This window comes from Streptomyces sp. NPDC026515, from assembly GCF_055567595.1.
Genome location: NZ_JBVHQD010000008.1, coordinates 186311 through 210986 on the forward strand (window position 1 = coordinate 186311; position 24676 = coordinate 210986).

The 24676-nt window shown below is 69.9% G+C and carries 20 protein-coding genes; 9 read left to right on the plus strand and 11 right to left on the minus strand.

All coding sequences use genetic code 11. The annotated features are described in order from the left end of the window. Nucleotides 1-103 precede the first annotated feature (103 nt). From cydD to hisC, 4 genes are all read right to left on the minus strand, one after another. On the minus strand, nucleotides 104-3667 hold the full coding sequence (gene cydD, locus ACZ4O3_RS18520; RefSeq protein ID WP_467723010.1) for a thiol reductant ABC exporter subunit CydD: 3564 nt from the start codon (nucleotides 3665-3667) through the stop codon (nucleotides 104-106). A gap of 60 nt (nucleotides 3668-3727) precedes the next feature. Continuing rightward, nucleotides 3728-4735 (minus strand): cytochrome d ubiquinol oxidase subunit II, encoded by a 1008-nt coding sequence (gene cydB, locus ACZ4O3_RS18525; protein WP_362719443.1) that lies wholly within the window; start codon nucleotides 4733-4735, stop codon nucleotides 3728-3730. A gap of 18 nt (nucleotides 4736-4753) precedes the next feature. After that, entirely contained in the window at nucleotides 4754-6262 is a 1509-nt protein-coding gene (locus ACZ4O3_RS18530) for a cytochrome ubiquinol oxidase subunit I (RefSeq protein ID WP_362719440.1), read from the minus strand. Between the two features lie 274 nt (nucleotides 6263-6536). Further along, entirely contained in the window at nucleotides 6537-7616 is a 1080-nt protein-coding gene (gene hisC, locus ACZ4O3_RS18535; RefSeq protein WP_362719437.1) for a histidinol-phosphate transaminase, read from the minus strand. A 437-nt stretch (nucleotides 7617-8053) separates the two neighbouring features. On the opposite strand from hisC, the gene ACZ4O3_RS18540 reads away from it, so the two are divergent. The 3 genes from ACZ4O3_RS18540 to ACZ4O3_RS18550 all read left to right on the plus strand — a co-directional run bounded on the left by ACZ4O3_RS18540 (nucleotide 8054) and on the right by ACZ4O3_RS18550 (nucleotide 11654). Beyond that, on the plus strand, nucleotides 8054-9166 hold the full coding sequence (locus tag ACZ4O3_RS18540; protein ID WP_362719434.1) for a LacI family DNA-binding transcriptional regulator: 1113 nt from the start codon (nucleotides 8054-8056) through the stop codon (nucleotides 9164-9166). Between the two features lie 348 nt (nucleotides 9167-9514). Next, nucleotides 9515-10603 (plus strand): metallophosphoesterase, encoded by a 1089-nt coding sequence (locus ACZ4O3_RS18545; RefSeq protein WP_362719432.1) that lies wholly within the window; start codon nucleotides 9515-9517, stop codon nucleotides 10601-10603. A 181-nt stretch (nucleotides 10604-10784) separates the two neighbouring features. Next, complete coding sequence (locus tag ACZ4O3_RS18550; protein ID WP_362719429.1) at nucleotides 10785-11654, plus strand: hypothetical protein; 870 nt, start codon at nucleotides 10785-10787, stop codon at nucleotides 11652-11654. A gap of 334 nt (nucleotides 11655-11988) precedes the next feature. Here the strand turns inward: ACZ4O3_RS18550 and ACZ4O3_RS18555 are convergent, their stop codons facing one another. Both ACZ4O3_RS18555 and thiC read right to left on the minus strand, forming a co-directional pair. Further along, the gene (locus ACZ4O3_RS18555; RefSeq protein ID WP_467723012.1) at nucleotides 11989-13107 is read right to left on the minus strand and encodes a DUF4241 domain-containing protein; all 1119 of its coding nucleotides are present in this window, start codon (nucleotides 13105-13107) and stop codon (nucleotides 11989-11991) included. A gap of 311 nt (nucleotides 13108-13418) precedes the next feature. Continuing rightward, nucleotides 13419-15239, minus strand: coding sequence for a phosphomethylpyrimidine synthase ThiC (gene thiC, locus ACZ4O3_RS18560; protein WP_467723013.1), 1821 nt, complete (start codon nucleotides 15237-15239; stop codon nucleotides 13419-13421). Between the two features lie 241 nt (nucleotides 15240-15480). Between thiC and ACZ4O3_RS18565 the strand changes: the two genes are divergently transcribed. Continuing rightward, nucleotides 15481-17013 carry a YibE/F family protein gene (locus ACZ4O3_RS18565; protein ID WP_362717579.1) on the plus strand — a complete coding sequence of 511 codons (1533 nt, stop codon included), beginning with the start codon at nucleotides 15481-15483 and terminating at the stop codon, nucleotides 17011-17013. Nucleotides 17014-17154: 141 nt separating this feature from the next. Here ACZ4O3_RS18565 and ACZ4O3_RS18570 read toward each other — a convergent pair whose 3' ends face one another. The 4 genes from ACZ4O3_RS18570 to ACZ4O3_RS18585 all read right to left on the minus strand — a co-directional run bounded on the left by ACZ4O3_RS18570 (nucleotide 17155) and on the right by ACZ4O3_RS18585 (nucleotide 19390). Then, nucleotides 17155-17592, minus strand: a complete 438-nt coding sequence (locus ACZ4O3_RS18570; RefSeq protein ID WP_362717576.1) for an SsgA family sporulation/cell division regulator — start codon at nucleotides 17590-17592, stop codon at nucleotides 17155-17157. Nucleotides 17593-17691: 99 nt separating this feature from the next. Further along, nucleotides 17692-18480, minus strand: a complete 789-nt coding sequence (locus ACZ4O3_RS18575) for an IclR family transcriptional regulator (RefSeq protein WP_362717574.1) — start codon at nucleotides 18478-18480, stop codon at nucleotides 17692-17694. Nucleotides 18481-18691: 211 nt separating this feature from the next. Further along, nucleotides 18692-18904: a DUF5326 family protein gene (locus ACZ4O3_RS18580; protein WP_351748160.1), complete on the minus strand. Its 213-nt coding sequence runs from the start codon at nucleotides 18902-18904 to the stop codon at nucleotides 18692-18694. A gap of 168 nt (nucleotides 18905-19072) precedes the next feature. Further along, nucleotides 19073-19390: a cupin domain-containing protein gene (locus tag ACZ4O3_RS18585; RefSeq protein ID WP_362717571.1), complete on the minus strand. Its 318-nt coding sequence runs from the start codon at nucleotides 19388-19390 to the stop codon at nucleotides 19073-19075. A 60-nt stretch (nucleotides 19391-19450) separates the two neighbouring features. Between ACZ4O3_RS18585 and ACZ4O3_RS18590 the strand changes: the two genes are divergently transcribed. From ACZ4O3_RS18590 to ACZ4O3_RS18610, 5 genes are all read left to right on the plus strand, one after another. Then, nucleotides 19451-19828 (plus strand): phage holin family protein, encoded by a 378-nt coding sequence (locus ACZ4O3_RS18590; protein WP_362717568.1) that lies wholly within the window; start codon nucleotides 19451-19453, stop codon nucleotides 19826-19828. A gap of 7 nt (nucleotides 19829-19835) precedes the next feature. Beyond that, the gene (locus tag ACZ4O3_RS18595; protein ID WP_467723016.1) at nucleotides 19836-20327 is read left to right on the plus strand and encodes a low molecular weight protein-tyrosine-phosphatase; all 492 of its coding nucleotides are present in this window, start codon (nucleotides 19836-19838) and stop codon (nucleotides 20325-20327) included. Then, nucleotides 20324-21478 carry a cystathionine gamma-lyase gene (locus ACZ4O3_RS18600; RefSeq protein ID WP_467723018.1) on the plus strand — a complete coding sequence of 385 codons (1155 nt, stop codon included), beginning with the start codon at nucleotides 20324-20326 and terminating at the stop codon, nucleotides 21476-21478. The genes ACZ4O3_RS18595 and ACZ4O3_RS18600 overlap by 4 nt, the downstream gene beginning before the upstream one ends. 231 nt (nucleotides 21479-21709) lie before the next feature. Further along, nucleotides 21710-22615 carry a LysR family transcriptional regulator gene (locus ACZ4O3_RS18605; protein ID WP_467723020.1) on the plus strand — a complete coding sequence of 302 codons (906 nt, stop codon included), beginning with the start codon at nucleotides 21710-21712 and terminating at the stop codon, nucleotides 22613-22615. A gap of 86 nt (nucleotides 22616-22701) precedes the next feature. After that, nucleotides 22702-23184, plus strand: coding sequence for an NUDIX domain-containing protein (locus ACZ4O3_RS18610; protein ID WP_467723022.1), 483 nt, complete (start codon nucleotides 22702-22704; stop codon nucleotides 23182-23184). Nucleotides 23185-23188: 4 nt separating this feature from the next. Here ACZ4O3_RS18610 and ACZ4O3_RS18615 read toward each other — a convergent pair whose 3' ends face one another. After that, the gene (locus ACZ4O3_RS18615) at nucleotides 23189-24667 is read right to left on the minus strand and encodes a globin domain-containing protein (protein ID WP_467723023.1); all 1479 of its coding nucleotides are present in this window, start codon (nucleotides 24665-24667) and stop codon (nucleotides 23189-23191) included. Nucleotides 24668-24676 lie beyond the last annotated feature (9 nt).

The following is a 24676-nucleotide window of genomic DNA, read 5'->3' on the forward strand; positions in this document are numbered from 1 at the left end:
GGGCGAAGAGGTGGTACAAAGAAGGGGGGGAACAAAGAGAAAGGACGACGACGGCCTGCTGCACGGTCCTCCCCCCCCTCTCCCCCCCCACGCCCGCTCGGCCCTACGCCGCTCCCACCAGGCCCTCGGCTGCCTCCACCGGCGATCGCGTCGCCGCTTCCCGCTCCGCCATGGCCCGCAACGGCCCGGCCACCGCGGTCAGTTCGGCGTACGTTCCGCGCTGCACCACCCGTCCCTCGTCGAGCACGATCACCTCGTCCACGGCCTCCAGACCGGCCAGCCGATGGGTGATGAGTACGGTCGTACGGCCCTCGGTGGCGGCCAGGAGATCCGCGGTGAGCGCGTCCGCCGTGGGCAGGTCGAGATGCTCGGCGGGCTCGTCGAGGACAAGCACCGGGAAGTCCGCGAGCAGTGCCCGTGCGAGCGCCAGCCGCTGCCGCTGCCCGCCGGACAGCCGGGCCCCGTGCTCGCCGACGAGGGCATCAAGGCCGTCGGGCAGCCCGTCCGCCCAGTCCAGCAGCCGGGCCCGGGCCAGCGCGTCCCGCAGCTCCTCCTCGGTGGCGTCCTTGCGGGCGAGCAGCAGGTTCTCGCGTACGGAACTGTCGAAGAGGTGCGCGTCCTGGGCACACAGCCCGACGAGCCGGCGTACGTCGTCGCTGTCCACGGCGTGCGCGTCCACGCCGCCGAACGTGTAGGAACCCGCGTCCGGGTCGAGGAAGCGCAGCAGGACCTGGGCGAGGGTCGTCTTGCCGGAGCCGGAGGGACCGACCACGGCGATCCGGCGCCCCTCGTCAAGGGTGAGGTCGAGCCCGGTGAGCGCGTCCCTGCGCTGGCCGCCATGGCGGGCGGACAGGCCCTTCAGGACGACGGGGAAGGGCGTCGCGGGCGCCTGGCGTGGACGCCCGGGCTCGCGCACGGGCTCGGGAGCGTCCAGTACCTCGTAGATGCGCTCCGCGCTCCTGCGCACCCGCTGCCGCTGCCGCACGGCGAGCGGGAGCCCCAGTACGGCCTCGAAGGCGGCCAGCGGAGTGAGCACGACCACCGCCATCGCCACCCCGCTCAGCCGGCCGTCGGCGACCCCCTGGGCACCCACCAGCGCCGTGGCGGCGACGGTCAGGCCCGTCAGCAGCGCGGTCAGTCCGTCGCCGAGCGCGGTGGCCGTCGCCGCCCGCGAGGCGATCCGGGTGAGCGTGCCGTCGGCTTGTCTGACCTCGTCGGTGCGGGCGGGCAGCGCCCCGGCGACGGTCAGTTCGGCGGTGCCGCTGAGCAGGCCGGTCACCCGGGTCGCGAGCAGGCCGCGGGCGGGCGCCAGCCGCTGTTCGGCGCGACGGGCCACGGCGGAGGTCACCAGCGGGACACCGGCGCCGGCCGCCAGCAGCCCCACGGCCAGAGCGGCCCCTGCCTCGGGCAGCAGCCAGGCGGTGAACCCCACGGCCCCGGCGGACACGGCCACCGCGGCCCCGGCGGGCAACAGCCACCGCAGCCAGTAGTCCTGCAGCGTGTCCACGTCGGCGACCAGCCGGCTGAGCAGGTCCCCGCGCCTGGTCGTCCGGAGCCCGGCAGGTGCGAGCCGCTCAAGGCGCCGGTACACGGCGACCCGGGTGTCGGCCAGCATCCGCAGCACGGCGTCGTGCGACACGAGCCGCTCGCCGTACCGGAACACGGCCCGCCCGATCCCGAAGGCACGGGTGGCCGTCACCGCGACCATCAGATAGAGCACCGGCGGCTGCTGCGAGGCCCGCGAGATCAACCACCCGGAGGTCGCCATCAGCCCCACGGCGCTGCCGAGCGCGAGCGCCCCCAGCAGCAGAGCGAGCGACAACCGCCCCCGCCGCGCACCCGAGTCCGCGCGCACCCGCCGCAGAACGCCCTCTCCGTGCAAGGCCTCGTGGACGCGGCGGCCTTGCACGGAGGGAGCAGCCTGCTCCGCGGGGTCGCTCTCCAGCAGAGCCGTCCGTCCGCCCGCCCTGCCGTCGGCCGGCTCAAGGCGCCGCAGATCCACGGGGCGGGGTCCCCCGGTGGCCTCGCCGCCGGAGAGCCTCACCACCCGGTCCGCCGCCGAGAGCAGCGCCGGCCGGTGCACCACCAGCAACACCGTCCGCCCGGCGGCCAGCCGTCGTACCGCGGCCACGACCTCCGCCTCGGTCGCCCCGTCCAAGGCGGCCGTCGGCTCATCCAGCAACAGCACGGGCCGGTCCGCCAGGAACGCCCGCGCCAGCGCCAGTCGCTGCCGCTGCCCGGCGGACAGCCCGGCACCGTCCTCGCCGAGCACGGTGCCCGCGCCGTCCGGCAAGGCATCCACGAACTCCAGCGCGCCCGCGTCCCGCAAGGCCCGCCGTACCGCTTCGTCGTCCGCGTCGGGGCGGGCGAGCCGTACGTTCTCGGCGATCGTCCCGGCGTACAGATGCGGCCGCTGCGGGACCCATGCGATCCGTGACCGCCATGCCTCCAGGTCCAGCGCGCCGAGTTCGGCTCCCCCGATCCGCACCCGGCCCGCTGCCGGCCGCACGAACCCCAGCAGCACGTTCAGCAGCGTCGACTTGCCCACTCCGCTCGGGCCGACCAGTGCGACGGTCTCTCCGGGTGCCACGGTGAACGACACGTCGCTCAGCGCGTCCGTCGAACGCCCCGGGTAGCGGACCGTCACTCCTTCGAAGACCAGGGCGGCCTCGGCGGGCGCCTCGCCCGCGCCGGACACCGGAACCGGCGTCTCCAGCACCGCGAATATCTCCTCCGCCGCCGCGAGCCCTTCCGCCGCCGCGTGGAACTGGGCACCCACCTGCCGCAGCGGGAGGTAGGCCTCCGGTGCCAGCACCAGGATGACCAGCCCGATGTACAGGTCCATGTCGCCGTGCACCAGCCGCATACCGATGGTCACCGCGACCAGCGCCACCGACAGCGTGGCGAGCAGTTCCAGCGCGAAGGACGAGAGAAAGGCGATCCGCAGGGTCCGCATGGTCGCCTGCCGGTACTCCCCGGTGATCCGGCGGATGGAGTCGGCCTGCGCCTTGGCCCGCCCGAACACCTTCAGCGTGGGCAGCCCGGCGACCACGTCCAGGAAGTGACCGGACAGCCGGGACAGCAGTTGCCACTGCCGGTCCGTACGGGACTGGGTGGCCCAGCCGATCAAGACCATGAACAGCGGGATGAGCGGCAGCGTGCCCACGATGATGGCCGCGGAGACCCAGTCCTCGGTGACGATCCGGGCCAGTACCGCGACCGGAACGACCACCGCGAGCCCCAACTGGGGGAGGTAACGCGAGAAGTAGTCGTCGAGGGCGTCGACGCCCCGCGTGGCGAGGGTGACCAGCGACCCGGTCCGCTGACCGCTCAGCCAGCCGGGGCCCAGCGCCACCGCCCGGTCCAGGAGCCGTCCCCGCAGTTCGGACTTGACCGCCGCGCTCGCCCGGTGCGCGGCAAGCTCGGTGAGCCAGGAGATCAGCGCCCTGCCGATGGCGACGGCCACCAACAGCAACAGGGGGGTGCGGAGTTCGGATACGGAGTGGCCGTACTGGAAGGCCCCGACCACCACTTCGGCGATGAGCATCGCCTGGGCGATGACCAGCCCGGCACCGACCGCGCCGAGGCCGACGACCGCGATCAGGAAGAGACGAGTGGCTCGGGCGTAGCGCAACAGGCGCGGATCGATTGGTTTCACGTGAAACATGCCCTTCGGCCCGGAGTGGGTGTTTCACGTGAAACACCCACTCCTTGGTCTCTTGCGGACTCAGTGCGCGGCTTCGGCTGCGATGTGCTGCGTGCCGATCCGCTTGCGGAACACCCAGTACGTCCACCCCTGGTAGAGCATGACGAGCGGTGTCGCGATCGCCGCCAGCCACGTCATGATCTTCAGGGTGTAGGGACTCGACGAGGCGTTGGTGACCGTGAGGTTCCAGTCGGCGTTGAGCGACGAGGGCATGACGTTCGGGAACAGCGCCAGGAAGAGCATCGCCACGGCGGCCACGATGGTGACGCCGGACAGGGCGAACGCCCACCCCTCCCGGCCCCGAAGGTTGGCCCCCAGGGCGGCGACCAGCGCGACGACCGCCACGACCAGAGCCACCAGGCTCTTGCCGTCCCCGCTGTCAACCTGGGTCCACAGCAGGAAGGCCACCGCCAGCGCGGCGGCGAGCAGCCCGACCCTGGTCGCCAGCGTCCGCGCCCGTACCCGGATGTCACCGACGGTCTTGAGTGCGGTGAACACCGTCCCGTGGAAGGTGAACAGGGTCAGCGTGACGAGCCCGCCCAGCAGGGCATGCGGGTTGAGCAGATCCCAGACGGTACCGACGTACTCGAAGTGCTGGTCGATCTTCACTCCCCGCACGATGTTCCCGAAGGCCACGCCCCACAGGAACGCCGGGATCAGCGAGGTCCAGAAGATCGCGGTCTCCCAGGTGCGCTGCCAGTTCTCCTCCGGCCGCTTCGCCCGGTACTCGAAGGCGACACCCCGGACGATCAGACAGACCAGGATGACCAGCAGGGGCACATAGAAGCCGGAGAACAGCGTGGCGTACCACTCGGGGAAGGCGGCGAAGGTCGCGCCGCCCGCGGTGAGCAGCCACACCTCGTTGCCGTCCCAGACCGGGCCGATCGTGTTGATCAGCACCCGCTTCTCCGTCCGGTCACGGGCGAGCAGCTTGGTGAGGATGCCGACCCCGAAGTCGAAGCCCTCCAGGAAGAAGTAGCCGGTCCACAGGACGGCGATCAGGACGAACCAGACGTCGTGAAGTTCCATGACTGCGTCTCCCTCGGCCTAGTACGAGAAGGCCATCGGCTTGTCGGCGTCACGCGCCTCGCCGCCGATCTTCGTGGGCGGGTTGAGGTCGTCCTCGGTGAGCTCGGGCGGGCCGGCCTTGATGTACTTCACGAGCAGCTTGACCTCGACGACGGCGAGGACGGCGTACAGCGCGGTGAAGGTGATCATCGAGATGAGGATCTCGGCCTGGGACACACCGGGGGAGACCGCGTCGCGGGTCTGCAGGACGCCGTAGACGACCCAGGGCTGACGGCCCATCTCGGTGAATATCCAGCCCCAGGAGTTGGCGATCAGCGGGAAACCCAGCGTCCAGATCGCCACCAGCCAGTACAGCCTGCCGAGCTTCGGGCTGAGGGCCTTGTTCTTGAAGAGGACCAGATGCGGCACCTCGTCCTCCCCGACCCGCAGATGCTCGGCCAGCATGAACTTCTTGCGGGTCAGCCAGAGTCCGGCCACGCCGACGGCGAAGGACGCCATACCGAAGCCGATCATCCAGCGGAAGGCCCAGAAGGTGACGGGGATGATCGGGCGGTAGTCGCCGGGGCCGTACTTCTGCTGTTCGGCCTTGTTGGTGTCGTTGATACCGGGGACGTACGAGTTGAAGTCGTCGTCGGCGAGGAACGACAGCACGCCGGGAACCGAGAACTCGACGGTGTTGTGGCCCTTGCTCACGTCGCCGTAGGCGAAGACCGAGAACGGTGCCGAGTTCTGGCCGTCCCACAGGGCCTCGGCGGCGGCCATCTTCATCGGCTGCTGCTTGAACATGACCTTGCCGAGGGTGTCGCCGCTGATCGAGGTGAGCAGGCCGGCGATGACGACGGTGACCAGGCCCAGCCGCAGCGAGGTCTTCATGACGGTGATGTGCTTCTTGCGGAACAGGTGGAAGGCGGCGATGCCGACCATGAAGGCGCCACCGGTCAGGAAGGACGCGGCCAGCGTGTGGAAGGCCTGGGCCAGCGCGGTGTTCTGGGTCAGAACGGCCCAGAAGTCGGTCAGCTCGGCCCGCCCCTTCGCCTTGTCGATCTTGTAGCCGACGGGGTGCTGCATCCACGAGTTGGCCGCGAGGATGAAGTACGCGGACAGGATCGTGCCGATGGAGACCATCCATATGCAGGCCAGATGGATCTTCTTGGGCAACTTGTCCCAGCCGAAGATCCACAGCCCGATGAAGGTGGACTCGAAGAAGAACGCGATCAGCGCCTCGAAGGCGAGCGGGGCGCCGAAGATGTCACCGACGAACCGCGAGTAGTCCGACCAGTTCATGCCGAACTGGAACTCCTGCACGATGCCGGTGACCACACCCATCGCGATGTTGATCAGGAAGAGCTTGCCCCAGAACTTGGTCGCCCTGAGGTACTTCTCCTTCTCCGTGCGCACCCATGCGGTCTGCAGGCCCGCCGTGAGGGCGGCCAGGGAGATCGTCAGCGGGACGAACAGGAAGTGGTAGACGGTGGTGATGCCGAACTGCCAACGCGCCAGCGTCTCCGGCGCCAGAGCCAGGTCCACGTCGTCAGTCTCCTTACGTCGCCGGGACACAGCGGCAATTGCCCCCTTTGCAGCGCACAGAGCGGGGCAAAGAGGACGAGCTTGTGAATGCATTCACATTCACAAGCCATTATGACGCACCGATTTTCGAAGAACCCAGGGGGGGCATGTCTTCTGCGTCACGTCGCCGTGCAGTCCCGGGTTCCACGTGAAACCCCAACGCAACGGGGCCGCCTCAAGGGCGGCCCCGTAGGTGTGGGACTGACCGACTGCCGGAGCTCCGGAGCTCCTCGGGCTAGAGCTCCTTGCGGAAGTTCTCCGCGGCCTTCAGGAAGATGTCGTTCGCCTCGGTCTCCCCGATCGTCACCCGGACGCCCTCGCCCGCGAACGGCCGGACGACCGCGCCGTGCTCCTCGCAGAGGCGCGCGAAGGCCGTCGTAGGCTCTCCCAGCCGCAGCCACACGAAGTTGGCCTGGGTCTCGGGCACCGTCCAGCCCTGGGCACGGAGGGCCCCGACCACCCGCTGCCGCTCGCACACCAGCGAGCCGACCCGGCCGAGCAGTTCGTCCTCCGCCCGCAGCGAGGCGATCGCCGCCTCCTGGGCGAGCTGGCTCACGCCGAACGGCACCGCCGTCTTGCGCAGCGCCGCCGCCACCGGCTCGTGCGCGATGGCGAAGCCGACGCGCAGCCCGGCGAGGCCGTACGCCTTGGAGAAGGTCCGCAGCACACAGACGTTCGGCCGTTCGCGGTAGATCTCGACGCCGTCGGGCACCTCCGGGTCGCGGATGAACTCGCGGTAGGCCTCGTCCAGGACCACCAGCACATCGCTCGGCACCCGGTCCAGGAAGCGCTCCAGCTCGGCCCGCTTCACGACCGTGCCGGTCGGGTTGTTCGGATTGCAGACGAAGATCAGGCGGGTCCGGTCGGTGATCGCGGCCGCCATCGCGTCCAGGTCGTGCACCTCACCGGACGTGAGCGGCACCTGGACCGAACGGGCGCCGCTGATCTGCGTGATGATCGGGTACGCCTCGAAGGACCGCCAGGCGTAGATCACCTCGTCGCCGGGGCCGCTGGTGGCCTGGATCAGCTGCTGGGCGACACCGACCGAACCGGTGCCGGTGGCCAGATGGCCGAGCGGGACACCGAAGCGGTCCGACAGCTCGTTCATCAGGGCCGTGCACGCCATGTCCGGGTAGCGGTTGAAGCTGGCCGCGGCGGCGGTCACGGACTCCATCACGCCGGGCAGCGGCGGATAGGGGTTCTCGTTGGAGGAGAGCTTGTAGGCGACCGGGCCGTCGGCCGCGGCAGGCCTGCCCGGCTTGTAGGTGGGGATACCCTCCAGCTCGGCGCGCAGCTTGGGGCTCGTCTCGCTCACCGCAGTCCTCCTCGCGACCACCGGCGGACCGTCCGCGCCGCCGGCATCCAATACTGCTCACCTTATGAGGATTCGGCGCCGCTGCGTACAGGAGCGGAGCGACCCGGTAGACGCGGACCTGACCTCATCCGTCCCACCGGCATCACGGGCATCACCACACGAAGGCGCATTTTTCGGGGGCGCGCCCTACATATATCTACGCGCCGGTGGCTCACGCCGTAGCGCGCATCACCCGTGAAGGTGAGTTGAGACCTCTTCGAAACATCGAGCACTTGGCAGGCCCATGCGTGCCGACAAGTCACGTCTCGCCATTGGATCGTTCAACTGACTTTCTTTCTAAGGTAGTTGACCCGCTTTGACCTTGCAGAAACGTGCCTGTCAACGCGTGCATATGCGTCCGCACTACCCCACCGCATGAGCCCTACTATCGGCTCGCCATGACAGCAGCAGGGAAGCACCAGGTGAGCCGCGCGGAAACCTCTCGGCGAGGCAGCCGGCCGGGCCGGGCGGGCATCAGAGACGTGGCCGCCGCCGCCGGAGTCTCCATCACGACCGTCTCCGACGCCCTGAACGGCAAGGGCCGGCTTCCGGATGCCACCCGGCGCCACGTCCGCGAGGTCGCCGACCGGCTGGGGTACCGCCCCTCGGCCGCCGCCCGAACCCTCCGTACCGGCAAGTCGGGACTCATCGGCCTGACCGTGACGACATACGGGGATGAACCTTTCACCTTCACCGAGTTCGCGTACTTCGCCGAGATGGCGCGGGCCGCCACCTCGGCCGCGCTCGCCCGCGGCTACGCCCTGGTGATCCTCCCCGCGACCTCACGCCACGACGTGTGGTCGAACGTCGCCCTGGACGGCACGGTCGTCATCGACCCGTCCGACCAGGACCCGGTGGTCAGCGAGCTGGTCCGGCAGGGGCTGCCGGTGGTCTCCGACGGCCGTCCGGCCGGTTCGCTGCCGGTCACCGCCTGGGTGGACAACGATCACGAGGCCGCCGTACTCGGCATCCTCGACCATCTCGCCGCCGCGGGCGCCCGCCGGATCGGCCTGCTCACGGGCACCACGACGGACACGTACACCCACCTGTCCACCACCGCCTACCTGCGCTGGTGCGAACGGGTCGGCCAGGACCCGGTCTACGAGGCCTACCCGGCGCACGACCCCTGCGCGGGTGCCGTCGCCGCCGACCGGCTGCTGGCCCGCCCGGACCGTCCCGACGCCGTCTACGGCCTCTTCGACCCCAACGGCACCGACCTGCTCGCCGCCGCCCGCCGCTACGGGCTGCGCGTCCCCGACGACCTGCTGCTGGTGTGCTGCAGCGAGTCGACCGTGTACGCCAACACCGAGCCGCCCATCACCACGCTCTCCCTGAAGCCGCGCCGTATCGGGACGGCGGTGGTGCAGCTGCTGATCGACGCGATCGAGGGAGTGGAATCGGACCAGCCGGTCGAGCAGGTGATACCGACCGAACTGATCGTGCGTACCTCCTCCCAGCGACGCCCGCCGCGCACCACGGTCAGCCCGCCACGGGCACCGGAGGAGGAGTAGAACGAACGGCCCGCACTCCCGGACGGACGCCCGGCACCCTCGTACGGCCGGTCCGCACTCACCCGCGGACGCTCCGTGCGCCCATCCGGGCCGTCCCTGCCCGCACGGAGGCCGCCGACGCGCCTGCCGGGCGTCGGCGAAAGACGGCCGGGGAGTGGGCGGCGGACGGCCGAACCCCTGCCCAACCGGGGCGAAAGCCGCGCTGAACCGGAGTCCTGTTCCGATTCACCACCCCTGGGTCATCACACGGCGCGACGGGCGTTCCTATGATGGGCGCACGACACCGCGGGCCGCTGCGACCAGGCAGTCCGAAGCGGTGCAGATGCGGCGCGATGGTGGAGGGGTCTGATGACTCAGGGGGCCGGTCAGGGACCCGAGGCGGAACGGACGGCGACGTTGCGGGACTTCCGGGTGCCCGCGTACGTCAACGAGACCGGTCCGTACGCCCAGGACACCCGCCCCGCCGACGCCGCCCCGCCGCTCGACGAGCCGTACCCCGACGGATATCCCGACGGGTACACGCCCACCCAGCGCGATCTGCCCGTCATCAACCGCGGCGACACGATCCAGCCGCCGGTCGACCCGGCCGCCGAACCGGCCGCCCGGACGGCGGCCGGTCCCGGCCCGCTGTTCGTCGTCGGCGACGTGCACGGCTACCTGGACGAACTGATCGGCGCACTGCGCGAGCAGGGGCTGATCGACGCGGAGGGGCAGTGGTGCGCGGGCACCGCCCGGCTCTGGTTCCTCGGCGACTTCACCGACCGGGGTCCGGACGGCATCGGCGTCATCGACCTGGTGATGCGGCTGTCCGCCGAGGCGGCCGCGGCCGGCGGCTACTGCAAGGCCCTCATGGGCAACCACGAGCTGCTGCTGCTCGGCGCGAAGCGGTTCGGCGACACCCCCGTCAACTCCGGCGCGGGCACCGCGACCTTCCAGGCGGCCTGGCTGCTCAACGGCGGCCAGAAGACCGACATGGACCGGCTCCAGGACCACCACCTCCAGTGGATGGCCCGCCTGGACGCGGTCGAGGAGGTCGACGGCTACCTGCTGGTCCACTCCGACACCACCGCGTACCTCGACTACGGCGACTCGATCGAAGCGGTCAACGACACGATCCGCGAGACCATCACCCGTAATGACGCGGACGAGGTCTGGGACCTGTTCCGTAAGTTCACCAAGCGGTTCTCCTTCCGCGACGAAGGGGGTGCGGACGCCGTCCGTTCCCTCCTCGATACGTACGGCGGCACCCGCATCGTTCACGGACACAGCCCGATTCCCTATCTGCTGGGGGAAGTCGGCTCCGAGGACGGCGAGGAGAACAAGGGCCCCGTCGTGGAAGGACCGCACGTCTACGCGGACGGACTCGCCATCGCCATGGACGGCGGAGTGACCATGGCCGGAAAGCTCCTGGTCAGGCAACTTCCGCTGGACGGCTGAGGGTTCGGCGCGCTGTCCTGTCCCCTGATGTCACACGCGGGCCACCCCCCAATTTCCGGCAACCCCCTGTCACCGCGTGCCTTAACGGCTCTACCATCGGTTTATCCGTAGCAGGCTCCCCTCCGTTTCTGCCCGACGGCTCGCCGGCGTGCGAGCCCCAAGCCCTACGGAGCATCGGGGGATGCACATGAACAGCGTTCCGCAGCACCTGCACAGCGAGGACCGCCAGGAATACGAGCGGATCCTCGATGAGGCGCTGCGCTCCGCCCCTTACCGTCCCGAACTGGCCGGCGCCGGCCGGCGTCTGAACACCGAACAGCTGCGCACCATGGCGCTCAACGCCACCGCACTGATAACGGCGGCCGCGGCGACCGAGTACCAGCACTATGTGAAGGTCCGCGAGGAACTGCGCAACCCTGCGCGGTCCACCCCGGCCACCGTCCACGAGTCCGGCTCCCAGGAGTCGGCCACGGGCGGTGCGATGGGGCTCGCCACCACCCTCGGCGAGGCGGCCGAGACCACGGGCGCCGGCGGCTTCGCCCTCGCCCTGGTCCTGGCACCCGTGCTCGCCGGTACCGCCGCCGCGATCTTCCTCCTCGTCGGCTACGTCCTGAGGATGCTGGACCCGGCTCCGGCGTTCGCCCAGACCATGCTCACAGCGGGCTGGGTCTTCGGCGTCGTGGCCGCGGCCGCCATCCTCATGGCCGGGGCGGGACTGCTGCTCACCGCACTGCGCAACAGTCCCTCACTGGAGGCCGGAGCCTACGGCGAACCCGGTGGGGAGGTGGCCAAGGCCCGGGACGCCTGGCGGGACGTCCTGCTGGAACGCGGCATCCTGCCCTTCCTGCGGGAAGCGCTGGCCACCGAGCCCGGCACGGCCGAACTGCGCCGTACGACCCCCTCGGGTCCGGATAGCCGGATGCCGCGCCTGGGCTACGACCGTCCCGGTTTCAGCACCGACGACGGCACCGCCCCAGCCTCCCGGCCGAGCTTCACCAGCCCGGACTACACCAGCCCGGACTTCGGAGGCCCGGAACACCAGCCGGAATAGCCCGGCCTGCGCCCCCGGCCGGGGGCGCAGGCCGGATACCCGGTCCACGCGCGCGGCGCGGATGTCCTCCCCGGTCGGTGATGCCCGAGGGCACCTACGGGCTGGGGTTGCGCAGGATCCCGCTCTCCTGCGGTGGTTTCTTCTCCGCCCATGAGGGCGACGGGGCAGGCGTCAACGCCCGCCCCGCGGTGAGCGCGGGCGGCGGACGAGCGGTCACCATCTCCCTCATCACCACCGCACCGCCCGACCTCGCCGCACCGAACCGCGCGACAGGCGCCGTCGCCGACCATGCCCCGTGCGACAGGCCGCACGGGCCCGTCGGGACCCGGATCGCTCAGAGCAGCCGTAGATCGGGCAGATAGCTGACCACGACCACGACACTCACCGGCTTTCCCGTGCTCGCACGTCCCAGCCACACGGGATACGTGCCGTCCCCGCCTGTGTAGAAGGACACGAGGTCACTGCCGGTTGCCTCGTCCGTGGTGCGCATGTACCCGTCGCTGACGGTCTCTCCGGCGTTGTCCTCCTGCTCCACGAGGTAGCGCCGGTACTTGTCCGCGAGTTCTTCCCACCCCGAGGCATCGGCGAAGGCTCCCGCAGCGCCGTCCGTGTCGAAGCCGAATATCTCGTCCTCACGCAACAGTCTGACGTCGTCCTCCTCCGACAACGCCAGCTCCCACGAAGCGGCCGGCTCTTCCCCCAGCAGGAGACGGACGGCGACATCCTCCTTCACGGGGGTGCGCGTGTCCTCGTACCCCCTTTCGTAGGCAACCACAGCAGCCTGCAGGAGGTACTCGCCCGGAGGGATCCGCTCGGACAGCTCGCGGCCGGCGCCGTGGCCCCCGGTGAGCGGATCCGCGACGACCAGCCTGCCGCTGGGCAGGCGAAGGGCCGCGATGTCCCGGATCGCGCTGACCGTCATCTCCGGCTCGAAGCTCGTCGCGACACGTGTACCCGGCTCGAACAACTCGTCGAGATGGGCTGGTCGGGCCGGACGCGGAGGCGACCAGGGGGAAGGACGGCCGTCGACGACACGGTGTGCGCGCCAGGCGTCGGTCTCGCTCTCGGTAGCGTCCGAGAACTCCGGCTGCCGTCCCGACGGCAACGGCTGCGACAGGAGCAACTGCCTGACCCCGTATACGCCGAACGCCTCTCTCGCACGCCATCGCTTCTCTTCGGGAATGTCCGCGAGCATGTGGCGTGACGGTCCTCTGTCCCCTTCCGGCTCGCTCACCCTGCGCCCCTTTCCGTTCGGAAAGAGATCCACATAGGTGCGCCCGGCTTCGGGGGCGAACTCGGCCTGCTCCTCGGTGTCATAGCGCCATCCTCCGAGGTGGCGCAGGAACAGGCGCCCGGGTTCCAGCAGGCGCCAGTCCCCCTCCATGGTCCGCCGATCCTGATCGTCGTAGGCCCATGCGCCCACGTGAGAATCACCCCAGGCCACCAGGTGCACCTCGACCGGTGAGGCACGGCCCTCCAGCCAGTGCACCATCACATAGCGCTTCCCCGCACGGTCCCGTGCCTCGGCCTCGGAACGCGAGAGCGGGTGGACCACGGTCCGGGAGACAAGGTCCCATCCCTCCGCGAAGGACACCTTCACCGTCTGATCGACATCGCGCATCATGTCTCCCGAACTGCACCGATCATGCTCCCGCTGTTTCGAGGAACCATAGGCGTGGCATGTGACAGCGGCCGACGGCGGTCGTGGATGAGCAGTGCGACAGGCGGTGCCCGGATCAGCCGACCGCGGGCACCGCCCGGAGGTCAGTCGGCGAGCGGCAGGTACACCCGGTTCCCGCCGGCCGCGAACTCCTTCGACTTCTGGAGCATCCCCTCCGCGACCTCCTCCGGTGACGCCCCCTCGGCCGCCGCACCACCGAACCGCTCCGTGATGCTTTGACTGATCTTCATCGAGCAGAACTTCGGCCCGCACATCGAGCAGAAGTGGGCCGTCTTCGCCGGCTCCGCCGGGAGCGTCTCGTCGTGGAACTCACGGGCGGTGTCCGGGTCCAGGGCGAGGTTGAACTGGTCCTCCCACCGGAACTCGAAGCGGGCGTCAGACAGCGCGTCGTCCCATTCCTGCGCGCCGGGGTGCCCCTTGGCGAGGTCGGCCGCGTGGGCGGCGATCTTGTAGGTGATCACTCCGGTCTTGACGTCGTCCCGGTTGGGCAGACCCAGGTGCTCCTTGGGTGTGACGTAGCACAGCATCGCCGTACCCCACCAGGCGATCATCGCGGCACCGATGCCGGAGGTGATGTGGTCGTACGCCGGCGCGACGTCCGTGGTCAGCGGACCGAGCGTATAGAACGGAGCTTCATCGCAGATCTCCTGCTGAAGGTCGATGTTCTCCTTGATCTTGTGCATCGGGACGTGGCCCGGGCCCTCGATCATCGTCTGTACGTGGAAACGCCTGGCGATGCGGTTGAGTTCCCCGAGCGTGCGCAACTCCGCGAACTGGGCCTCGTCATTGGCGTCCGCGATGGAGCCGGGGCGCAGGCCGTCGCCCAGCGAGTACGTGACGTCGTAGGCGGCGAGGATCTCGCAGAGTTCCTCGAAGTTCTCGTACAGGAACGATTCCTTGTGGTGCGCCAGACACCAGGCCGCCATGATCGAGCCGCCGCGCGAGACGATGCCGGTCTTGCGGTTGGCGGTGAGCGGCACGTACGGCAGCCGCACACCCGCGTGGACGGTCATGTAGTCCACACCCTGCTCGGCCTGTTCGATCACCGTGTCCTTGTAGATCTCCCAGGTCAGCTCCTCGGCCCTGCCGTCGACCTTCTCCAGAGCCTGGTAGAGCGGCACCGTGCCGATGGGGACGGGGGAGTTGCGCAGCACCCACTCGCGGGTGGTGTGGATGTTGCGCCCGGTGGACAGATCCATGACCGTGTCGGCGCCCCAGCGGGTCGCCCAGGTCATCTTCTCCACCTCCTCCTCGATCGAGGAGGTCACCGCCGAGTTGCCGATGTTGGCGTTGACCTTCACCAGGAACCGCTTGCCGATGATCATCGGCTCGATCTCCGGGTGGTTGACGTTGGCCGGCAGCACGGCCCGTCCCGCCGCGATCTCCTCACGGACGACCTCGGGGGAGACGTTCTCGCGGATGGCCACGTACTCCATCTCCGGGGTGACCTCGCCCCGGCGGGCGTACGCCAGTTGCGTGACCGCCTCGCCGTCCCGGCTGCGACGCGGCTGGCGGGGGCGGCCGGGGAAGACCGCGTCCAGGTTGCGCAGCCCGCCCCGCGGCGAGGTGTGCTTGATCCCGTCGTCCTCGGGGCGGACGGGGCGGCCCGCGTACTCCGCGGTGTCCCCCCGGCCGATGATCCAGCTCTCCCGCAGCGGCGACAGGCCCCTGCGGACGTCGGTCTCGACGGCCGGATCCGTGTACGGACCGGAGGTGTCGTAGAGCGTGACCGACTGCCCGTTGGTGAGATGCACCTGACGGACCGGCACCCGAAGGTCGGGGCGCGAGCCCTCGACATACCCCTTGTGCCAGCCGATGGACTTCCCGGCCTCCGTGGACGGTTCACCCGCAATGGGCTGTTCGTCCTGGCTGGAGGCAGGCGTGCGTACGTCCTTGTTGGTCATGAGACCTACTCCCTACGCCGGCATTACCCGGTAACAGGTTCGGCGGTCGACGCAGCGGCTTCCGTCGGGCGGCGTTTCCTGTGGAACATTGCTCGTTCCACGTGAAACATCGCGAATACGGAGGTCAGCGCCCTCTCAGCCCGGTGCTCCGAGCTCCCGCGTGTGCAAAGGTGCCTCCACGCTAGCGTCAATTCGGGCGCGGTGAACAGAGGGCCCCTGCCGTTCTTGCGATGATCTGGCGGTGACCACGACACAGCAGCACCCCTACCCGCCCCCCGACCCGAGGCGCGGCAACGGCGCCGCGCAGGGCGGCGGAACCGGCCACGGGGGCGACGGTGCCGGACACGACCACGGGCAGAGCCACCCGTACGGCCAGGGACACGCCCACGGTCACGAGGACGGCCATGCCCACGGCCACCCGCCCGGTGAGGGACCCGGCCAGGGACCCGGCCAGGGCGGCTCCGGGCCAGGCGGCGGACACGGGCACTCACACAGCCACAGCCATGGGCCCGCCGCGCCCGTCTCCCAGCATCTGCGCAAGGTCATCGCGGCGATCCTGATCCCCTTCACCGCCGCGGTCGTGGTCGGCCTCGTGGTGCTGTGGCCCGGTGGCGCCCCGTCGCACGAACGCACCGGTGTCGGCTTCGACCGCCAGACGCAGCAGGCCACCGTCACCGAGGTCGTCTCGGTCAGCTGCAAGTCGGTCAACGCCTCCGGGGGCGGCTCGACCGGCGACACCTCCGCCGAGGAGGGCAACTCGGGGAAGCAGGAGGAGGACGGCACCTGCAAGAAGGCCACGGTCCGAGTCGACACCGGCAAGGACAAGGGCCGTACGTTCACCGAGATCGTCCAGCCCGACCAGTCACGTCAGCTGGACGAGGGCGAGAAGGTCGTGGTCGCCTACGAGCCCTCGGCGCCCAAGGACCTGCAGTACTCGGTCACCGATGTGAACCGGAAGTTCCCGATGGCGCTGCTGGCCGGGATCTTCGCGCTCGCCGTCGTCGTGGTGGGCCGGCTGCGCGGTGTGATGGCGCTCGTCGCACTCGCCGTCAGCTTCATGGTGCTGACGCTCTTCATCCTGCCGGCCATCCTGCAGGGCTCGAATCCGCTGCTGGTGGCGGTGGTCGGGTCGAGTGCGATCATGCTGATCGCCCTGTACATGTGCCACGGCCTGTCGGCCCGGACCTCGGTGGCGGTGCTCGGCACGCTGATCTCGCTGTGCCTGATCGGTGTCCTCGGTTCGGAGTTCATCGACTGGGCCGCACTCACGGGCAACACCGACGACAACACCGGCCTGATCCACGGCCTGTACCCGTCGATCGACATGAGTGGTCTGCTGCTGGCCGGCGTCATCATCGGTTCCCTCGGTGTCCTGGACGACGTGACGGTGACCCAGACCTCGGCCGTCTGGGAGCTGCACGAGGCCAACCCGACGATGGGCTGGCGCGGGCTGTACCGGGCAGGCATCCGCATCGGCCGCGACCACATCGCCTCGGTCGTCAACACTCTCGTCCTGGCCTACGCGGGCGCCGCGCTGCCGCTGCTGCTGCTCTTCTCCATCGCGCAGAGCAGCGTGGCGACCGTTGCCAACAGTGAGCTGGTCGCCGAGGAGATCGTGCGCACGCTGGTCGGTTCGATCGGCCTGGTCGCCTCGGTGCCCGTCACCACGCTGCTGGCGGCCCTGGTGGTGTCGGCCGACCGGCCGGCCAAGGAGGCGGTCGCGCCGGTGGAGGCTCCGGCGCGCGGCGGGCGCGGGCGGCGCCGGAAGCACTGAGGGCTCCGAGTGGGCCGTGTGCGGTGCACGGCGGTGCGCACGGACAGCAGCGTTCCGCCGCCCGCCCAAAGAATCGCAGAAGCGTTCCTGCGCATCCTCATGCGGTTCGGCGGAGCGGCTCGCGGCCGGTGCCGTCGTGTTTCAGCCCGCGCTCTGCTCCTCTGCCAGGATGCGGTCCAGGGCCTCTTCGAGATGGGCGTCGAAGTCGGCGAGCGCCCCTTCCTGCCCCAACGGCACCAGCTTGTCGGTCCGGTCGAGAAACGCCACCAGTGGCGGTGCCGATGACCGGAACACCGCCTGGTCGCCACCGACCTGAAGCCTGATCAGCACCTCGCCCAGCACCTCGGCGTCGGCGGGGGCGATGTGCACATCACCCTCCCCGCACGGCCGGCCCACTCCGTCGATCAGCAGCTCGCGGCCGAAAGCCCAGGTCACCGGCGCGTCCCCGGGCAGGTGGAAAGTGAGCCGCACGGCATACGGATCACAGGTCTCGTAGCGCAACTCCACGGGGATGCGGAAGGAGAGCTCCTCCGAGACGAGAAAGCTCATCATGACTTCTGCTTGTACGGACTCGCGCATCGCCTACCCCGTCATATGACACCGACTGGCCGGGTTTTATCCCTTTGATGGTGGTCAAATCTTGCTGAACGTACACAGCAGATCACAAGGAGTGATTTTTCAGATACTGATAGCGATCGCCAGGGAGCCCAGGTGCCTCCCCACCTCCGCCTGCAACTGCCGGGCGGCGGGCAGCAGCCGGTCGGCCTGGTGGAGGGGGAGGGAGATGGCCACCGTGGCGGCAGTGGTGCCGACGGTGATGGGGACCGCCGCGCACACCGTGCCCAGCGCGTACTCCTGGCGCTCCACCAACGGCACCATCCGCCGTGTCCGCTCCAGCCGCCTCAGCAGCGTGTGGCTGTCACGGACCGTGTACGGGGTGAGGGTCCCCAGGGGATAGCGGTCGAGGTGATCGCGGCGGGCGTTCTCGTCCAGTTGGAAGAGCAGGCACTGGCCGATGGCATGGGCGTGGCCCGTCTCGCGGAAGTCGGCCCACTCCTCGACCGCCGGGGTGCCCGGGGAGTCGGAGACGCACACGACCTCGATCTCGCCGCCTCGGTACATCGCGTAGTACACCGGCGCACCGATCGCGTCCCGCCAGTGGGCGAGGGTGTCGACGACCGCGCTGCGACGTTTCTGCTGCGCCCCGCTGCTGCTCAGCCGCTCGGCGGCCTCACCGAGGAAGAAGAGCCCCTTGTCACGGCGCAGATAGCCCTCATGGACCAGGGTGCGCAGCAGGTGGTAGGCGGTGGGCAGCGCGAGGCCGGTCTCGCGCGCCAGTTGTTTGGCGGGGGCGCCGTGTTCGTGTCCGGCGACACTCTCCAGCAGGCGCATCGCACGCTGCACGGAGCCGATGAGGGTGGCCGAGTGCGACTGCGCGGGGTCGGACGGGGTGGCCGGCCGCTGCACGGGGGGTGTGCTGGACCGGCGTTGAGTGGGGGGTGATGGGTGTTCCGTGGGTGCGGAGGGGGCGTCAAGCGTGGCCAAGGGTCACTCCCGGAGCGCGAGGGGGTCAGCGACTCTAACCGTCCGCCGACGCTCCCGGTCGGCCCCTGCGGGAAACTTCCCTCCCCCGAGGGAACCGGTGATTCCTGTTACCGGTCACCGATTCCCAGGGTCCTCACCAATCGCTCTTCGACGAGGAGTTCGACATGAACTTCCGCACGACGTAGATCAGTCCGCCGACCAGTGCCACGAAGATCAGCAGCTTGAAGAGCAGGTAGGCCAGGAAGCCGACGATGGAGCCGATCAGACCGCCGAACACCACCAGCGCGATGACCGGCACCGCGATCCACTTCACCCACCACGGCAGACCCGTGAAGATCTCTCGCATTGCCCTGCCCTCTGCTTTCCCGTGCGCTTGCGCACGTGCGGTCGGTCTCGTGCGTGCCGCACGATGCGATGTCCTGCACTCGATGCTAGAGCCGCGAGGGGGGCGGGCGGGGGGCTGCCATCCCTTGTCCTCCCCTGACCTCTCCCCTAGGGAACCCCGAGGAAGGGGTCAGGCCTCGGGCGGAGAGAAGACGACCAGAACCCTCAGGTCCTCGCTGATGTGGTGGAACTTGTGGGCCACCCCGGCCGGCACGTACACCACGCTGCCCCGGGCCACCTGCGTGGTCTCCAGGCCGACGGTGATCGCCGCGCGGCCGCTGACGACGAAGTAGACCTCGTCCTGGTTGTGCGGCTTCTGCGGGTCCTGCCCGCCCGCGTCCAGCGCGTAGAGGCCGACCGACATGTTCCGCTCCCGCAGAAACTGCAGGTAGGCCCCGTCGTTGGCGGCGCGTTCCGCCTCCAGTTCGTCCAGCCGGAATGCCTTCATCGCCGTCGTTCGCCCTCGCCTCACTGCTTGCATCCGATCTCGTCTGCCACGATCAGACACATGAAGAATTTCGTAGTCAAGACGATCGCCAACGCGGGCGCCCTCGCCGTCGCCGTGTGGCTGCTCGACAAGATCACTCTGACCGGGGACAGCACCACCAAGAAGGTCTGGACGCTGATCCTGGTCGCCCTCGTCTTCGGCCTGGTCAACTTCCTGGTCAAGCCGGTCGTGAAGATCCTCACCTTCCCGCTGTTCATCCTCACGCTCGGCCTGGTCACCCTGGTGGTCAACGCGCTGATGCTGCTGCTGACGTCATGGGTGTGCGACAAGCTCGACCTGAGTTTCCACGTGCAGGGGTTCTGGACGGCCGTCCTCGGCGGCCTGATCATCTCGATCGTGTCCTGGGCCCTGAACATGATCCTTCCCGACACGGACTGAGCCCCCCATGACCTACCGCGTCTGCTTCGTCTGCACCGGCAACATCTGCCGGTCCCCGATGGCCGAGTCCGTCTTCCGGGCCCGCATAGCCGAGGCCGGGCTCGCCGACCGCGTCGAGGTCGACAGCGCCGGCACCGGCGGCTGGCACGAGGGCGACGGCGCCGACCCGCGCACGGTCCGCGTCCTCCAGGGGCACGGCTACGACGGCGACCACACCGCGCGTCAGTTCCAGGCGTCCTGGTTCGACCGCCTCGATCTCGTGATCGCTCTCGACGCCGGCCACCTCAAGGCCCTGCGCCGTCTCGCTCCCACCGAGGAGGACGCCCGCAAGGTGCGCCTGCTGCGCTCCTACGACCCCGATGCCGCCGACGACCTCGACGTACCGGATCCCTACTACGGCGGTATGGACGGCTTCGAGGAGTGTCTTGAGATGGTGGAGGCGGCGGGCGAGGGCCTGCTCGCCGCGGTACGCGACGAAGTGGAGGGAACGCCGGCATGAGCGAAACGAGCTCGCACTCCGACTGTGGTCCCGTGACGGGTGAGGGCACGCGCGCGGTGCGCGCGGGACTGCCCGAGCCGGTCAGGAACGAGCCGACCCTGCCCGGGCCGGTGTTCGCCGCACACTTCCATCTGCCGGGCGAGGTCAGCGGACCGTACGCCTACGGACGGGACGAGAACCCGACCTGGACCCATCTGGAGCGTGCCATCGGCGAGCTGGAGGCGCCCGGCGAGGACGTCGGGACGCTGGTGTTCGCGTCCGGCGTGGCGGCCATCGCGGCCGTGCTCTTCTCGCAGCTGCGCGCGGGCGACGCGGTCGTGCTGCCGTCCGACGGCTACCAGGTGCTGCCCCTGATCCGCGCCCAGCTGGAGGCCTACGGCATCGAGGTGCGCACCGCGCCGACCGCCGGCGACGCCCAGCTCGACGTCCTGGACGGGGCGAAGCTGCTGCTGATCGAGTCGCCCTGCAACCCCGGGCTCGACGTGTGCGACATCCGGCGGCTCACCGAGGCGGCACACGCACGTGGGGCCCTCGTCGCCGTCGACAACACCCTCGCCACCCCGCTCGGCCAGCGGCCGCTGGCACTGGGCGCCGACTTCTCCGTCGCCAGCGGCACCAAGCAGCTCACCGGCCACGGGGACGTCCTGCTCGGGTACGTCACCGGGCGCGACACGGAGGCCATGGCCGCCGCACGCCGTTGGCGCAAGATCATCGGAGCGATCTCCGGGCCCATGGAGGCCTGGCTCGCCCATCGCTCCCTGGCCACCCTCCAGTTGCGGGTCGACCGGCAGAACGCCACCGCCCTGGTGCTCGCGGAGGCGCTCCGCGAACGGCCGGACGTGACCGGACTGCGCTACCCGGGGCTGCCGGACGACCCTGCGCACAAGATCGCCTCGCAGCAGATGCGGCGCTACGGTTCGGTGATCTCCTTCACGCTGCCCACGCGCGCGCGTGCCGAGCGTTTCCTGGAAGCCCTGCGGCTGGTCGACGACGCGACGAGTTTCGGCGGGGTGCGTTCCACGGCCGAGCGGCGGCGGCGCTGGGGCGGGGACGACGTACCGGAGGGCTTCATCCGGCTCTCGGTCGGTGCCGAGGATCCCGAGGACCTGGTGGCCGATGTGCTCCGCGCCCTCGACGAGTCGGACCGGTGACCGGATTACGGACGCCCACGCCCGATCCGACCACGTATGACGGACGGTCCGAGCCTCCCCCCTCGTGGCTCGGACCGTCCCGGTTCCCGCGCGCCAAGAACCGCGCGACCAAGGCTAGTTGACTCTACGTCAGTGTCCAATCACTGTAGGGACAGAGACCTATCGACTTATTTATAGTTGGGGGCCTGCCCCGAGGGCCGGCACGGGGCAGGGCGAACGAAAGGGCGGACGATGGACCTGGCCTTGCTGCGGACCTTCGTGACCGTGCACCGGGCCGGCTCCTTCACCCGCGCCGCCGCCCTGCTCGGACTCTCGCAGCCGGCCGTGACCTCCCAGATCCGCACCCTGGAAAGACAGCTGGGGCGTCCCCTCTTCCTGCGGCAGGCCCGCGGGGTGACCCCGACGTCCATCGGAGACGAGCTCGCCCACAAAGCCGCCCCGCACCTCGACGCACTGGTCGAGATAGCGGGACGCGGCCTCGACGACGAGTCCTCGGTACGTACCCTGCATCTCGCCGGCCCGCCCGAGTTCACCGCCGAGCGAGCGCTGCCCGCCCTCTCGGAGCTGGCCGGCGACGGCGGCCAGGGATTCGCGCTGCGCGCCTCGTTCGGCAATGCCGAGGAGGCCCTGGAAGGGCTGTCCGCCGGACATCACGACCTCGCCATCAGCACCGCCCGGCCACGTGGCACCCTGCTCACCGCCACCGCCCTCTGCGACGAGGAGCACGTACTGGTCGCAGCTCCCCGCTGGGCCGAGGAGATCGGCACCGAGACGGTCCGCGACAAGGGAGCACCGGTCCTGGACAACCTGCCCGTCGTCGAGGTCCACGAGTCGCTGCCCTTCGTCTCGCGCTACTGGGGTTCCGTCTTCGACGCCCGGCCGGCCGCCTCCGGCACCGTCGTCGTACCCGATCTGCGTGCGGTCCTCGCCTGCGCGGTCGCAGGTGCCGGCCTCGCCGTGCTGCCCCGCTATCTGTGCGCGGCCGCCCTGGACCGCGGCCAGGTCATGGCGCTGCACGAGCCCTCGATCCCCCCGCTGCGGACCTACTTCCTGGTCGTACGGACGGGCACGCTCGCCATGCCGCATGTGGCGCGGGCACACGAGTGGCTCCACCACGCCGCTGCGGACTGGGGCTGAGCGCATCAGGCGGTATTGACGCGATGCAGCCGTACGGTGGCGCTTCGCGATGTTTCACGTGGAACCAGGTGGGCCACATTTCTCCCATGACCGTCCGACCCGTGGTCAAGCGCACCGCACGTGCCGTTCTCCTGGACGGCGACGACCTGATTCTGATCAAGCGCACCAAGCCAGGTGTCGATCCCTACTGGGTCACTCCCGGTGGCGGGGTCGAGCAGGAGGACACCACTGTCGTCGACGCCCTGCACCGCGAGGTGCACGAGGAGCTCGGCGCCAAGATCATCGACGTGGTGCCCTGCTTCGTGGACACCGTGGAACACATCGGCGACAGCGGCAGCACCACCGGCGTGAAGGTGCAGCACTTCTTCGTCTGCCGGCTGGAGTCGATGGACCCGTCCCTGCGACACGGCCCCGAGATCGATGAGCCCGCCGGCGAGTACGAGATCGTGCGCGTCCCCTTCACCCGCGTCGGGATCGCCTCCGTGCACCTCGTACCGCTCTCGCTGCGGCACTACCTCGACGGCAACATCGAGGGAGTACGGGCCATGCACGCCCCCGACCTCGGGTGACGGATCAGTCGCCGACGACGACCAGTTCCTCGACCGAGTCATGCCGTATGCGGTGCGCCGGGATGCCGACGTCCCGCAGTGCGTGCACGCCGTTGCGGATCATGCCGGGCGGGCCCGAGAGGTAGGCGTCGTACTCGCTCCATGACCCGTAGGCGCGGATGGCGTCGGGGAGCTGGAGATGCGCCTGCTGGTCGACGACCGCGCGGACCGAGAGCCAGGGGTGGCTCTGCCGGAGCCGGAGCAGGGTGTCGATGTCGTACAGGTCGTGGTCGGTGCGGGCGCCGTAGAACACCTCGACCGGGCGGCGAGCGCCGCGTTCGGCGATGTCCTCGACCAGCGCCTTGATGGGGGCGATGCCGGTGCCGCCGCCCAGGCAGAGCAGTCCGTTGTCCTTCGTGTGGTCGACGGTCATCGAGCCGACGGGCGGGCCGAGGCGGATGACGTCGCCGGGGCGGGCGCGGTGCACCAGCGCGTTGGAGACCCAGCCCGCCGGGACGGCCTTCACGTGGAACGTCAGGAGCCCGTCCGAGCGGGGCGCTGAGGCAAAGGAGTAGTGCCGCCAGACCCGCGGCCACCAAGGCGTCTCCATGCTCGTGTACTGGCCCGCGAGGAAGGGGTACGGCTGGTCCGGGCGGACCGTGAGCACCGCGACGTCCGCGGTCCTGAGGTCGTGAGCGACGACCTGTGCATGCCACCAGGGCGGTGCGCGCAGTTCGTCCGCCGACGCCGTGTCGATCATCACCTGGGACATCGTCGTGTAGGCCCGCACCCAGGCGGCCTCCGTCTCCCGGTCCCAGACGGCCGAGGCGTACCTGCTCAACGCGCCGATGAGGCATTCGCCGACCGCCGGGTAGTGCTCCGGGCGGGTTCCGTACTTGCGGTGGCCGCGGCCCAGATTCTGCAGGTACTCGACCAGGACGGGGGTGTTGTCGATGTGCTCGGCCGCGGTGAGCAGCGCCTTCAGCAGCCGGTCCCGCTGGGTGTCCATGGCGGCCGGGAACAGTGCGCGCAGTTCGGGATGACGCACGAAGAGCAGGGCGTAGAAGTACGAGGTCACCTTGTCGGCCACCGGACCGACCTCGGCCATGGTGCCGCGGATGCGGACGGCGTCCGGGGAGGCGGCCGTGGCCTGCTCCGCGGGACGCTGCGGCGGGACACGCTGTCCGGCCGCCGGGGGTACCGGCCGTCCCGCCGTGGGTACGAAGAGGCCGGGGGCCGCGTGCTGCCCGGCGGGAGGGGCCTGGGCGGGGTCCTGGAGGCGGGACGCCTCCTCCGCCGGCCGTATTCGCTCCGAGGCCTCTCCGGACGCGGGAGGGTGGCCCTGTGGCGTCTCCCGCCGTCCGCCTGGTGCCACGACCGGATGTTCGGCGGCGGGCTCGACCGAGGTGTTACTGGGGGACGTGAACCAGCTGCTTCCGCCGGCCCCGTCGTTGCCCGCCGACGTGGTGGTCGGAGCATCCATGGTGTGCCTCGCCTCGAACATCTTTCGGTC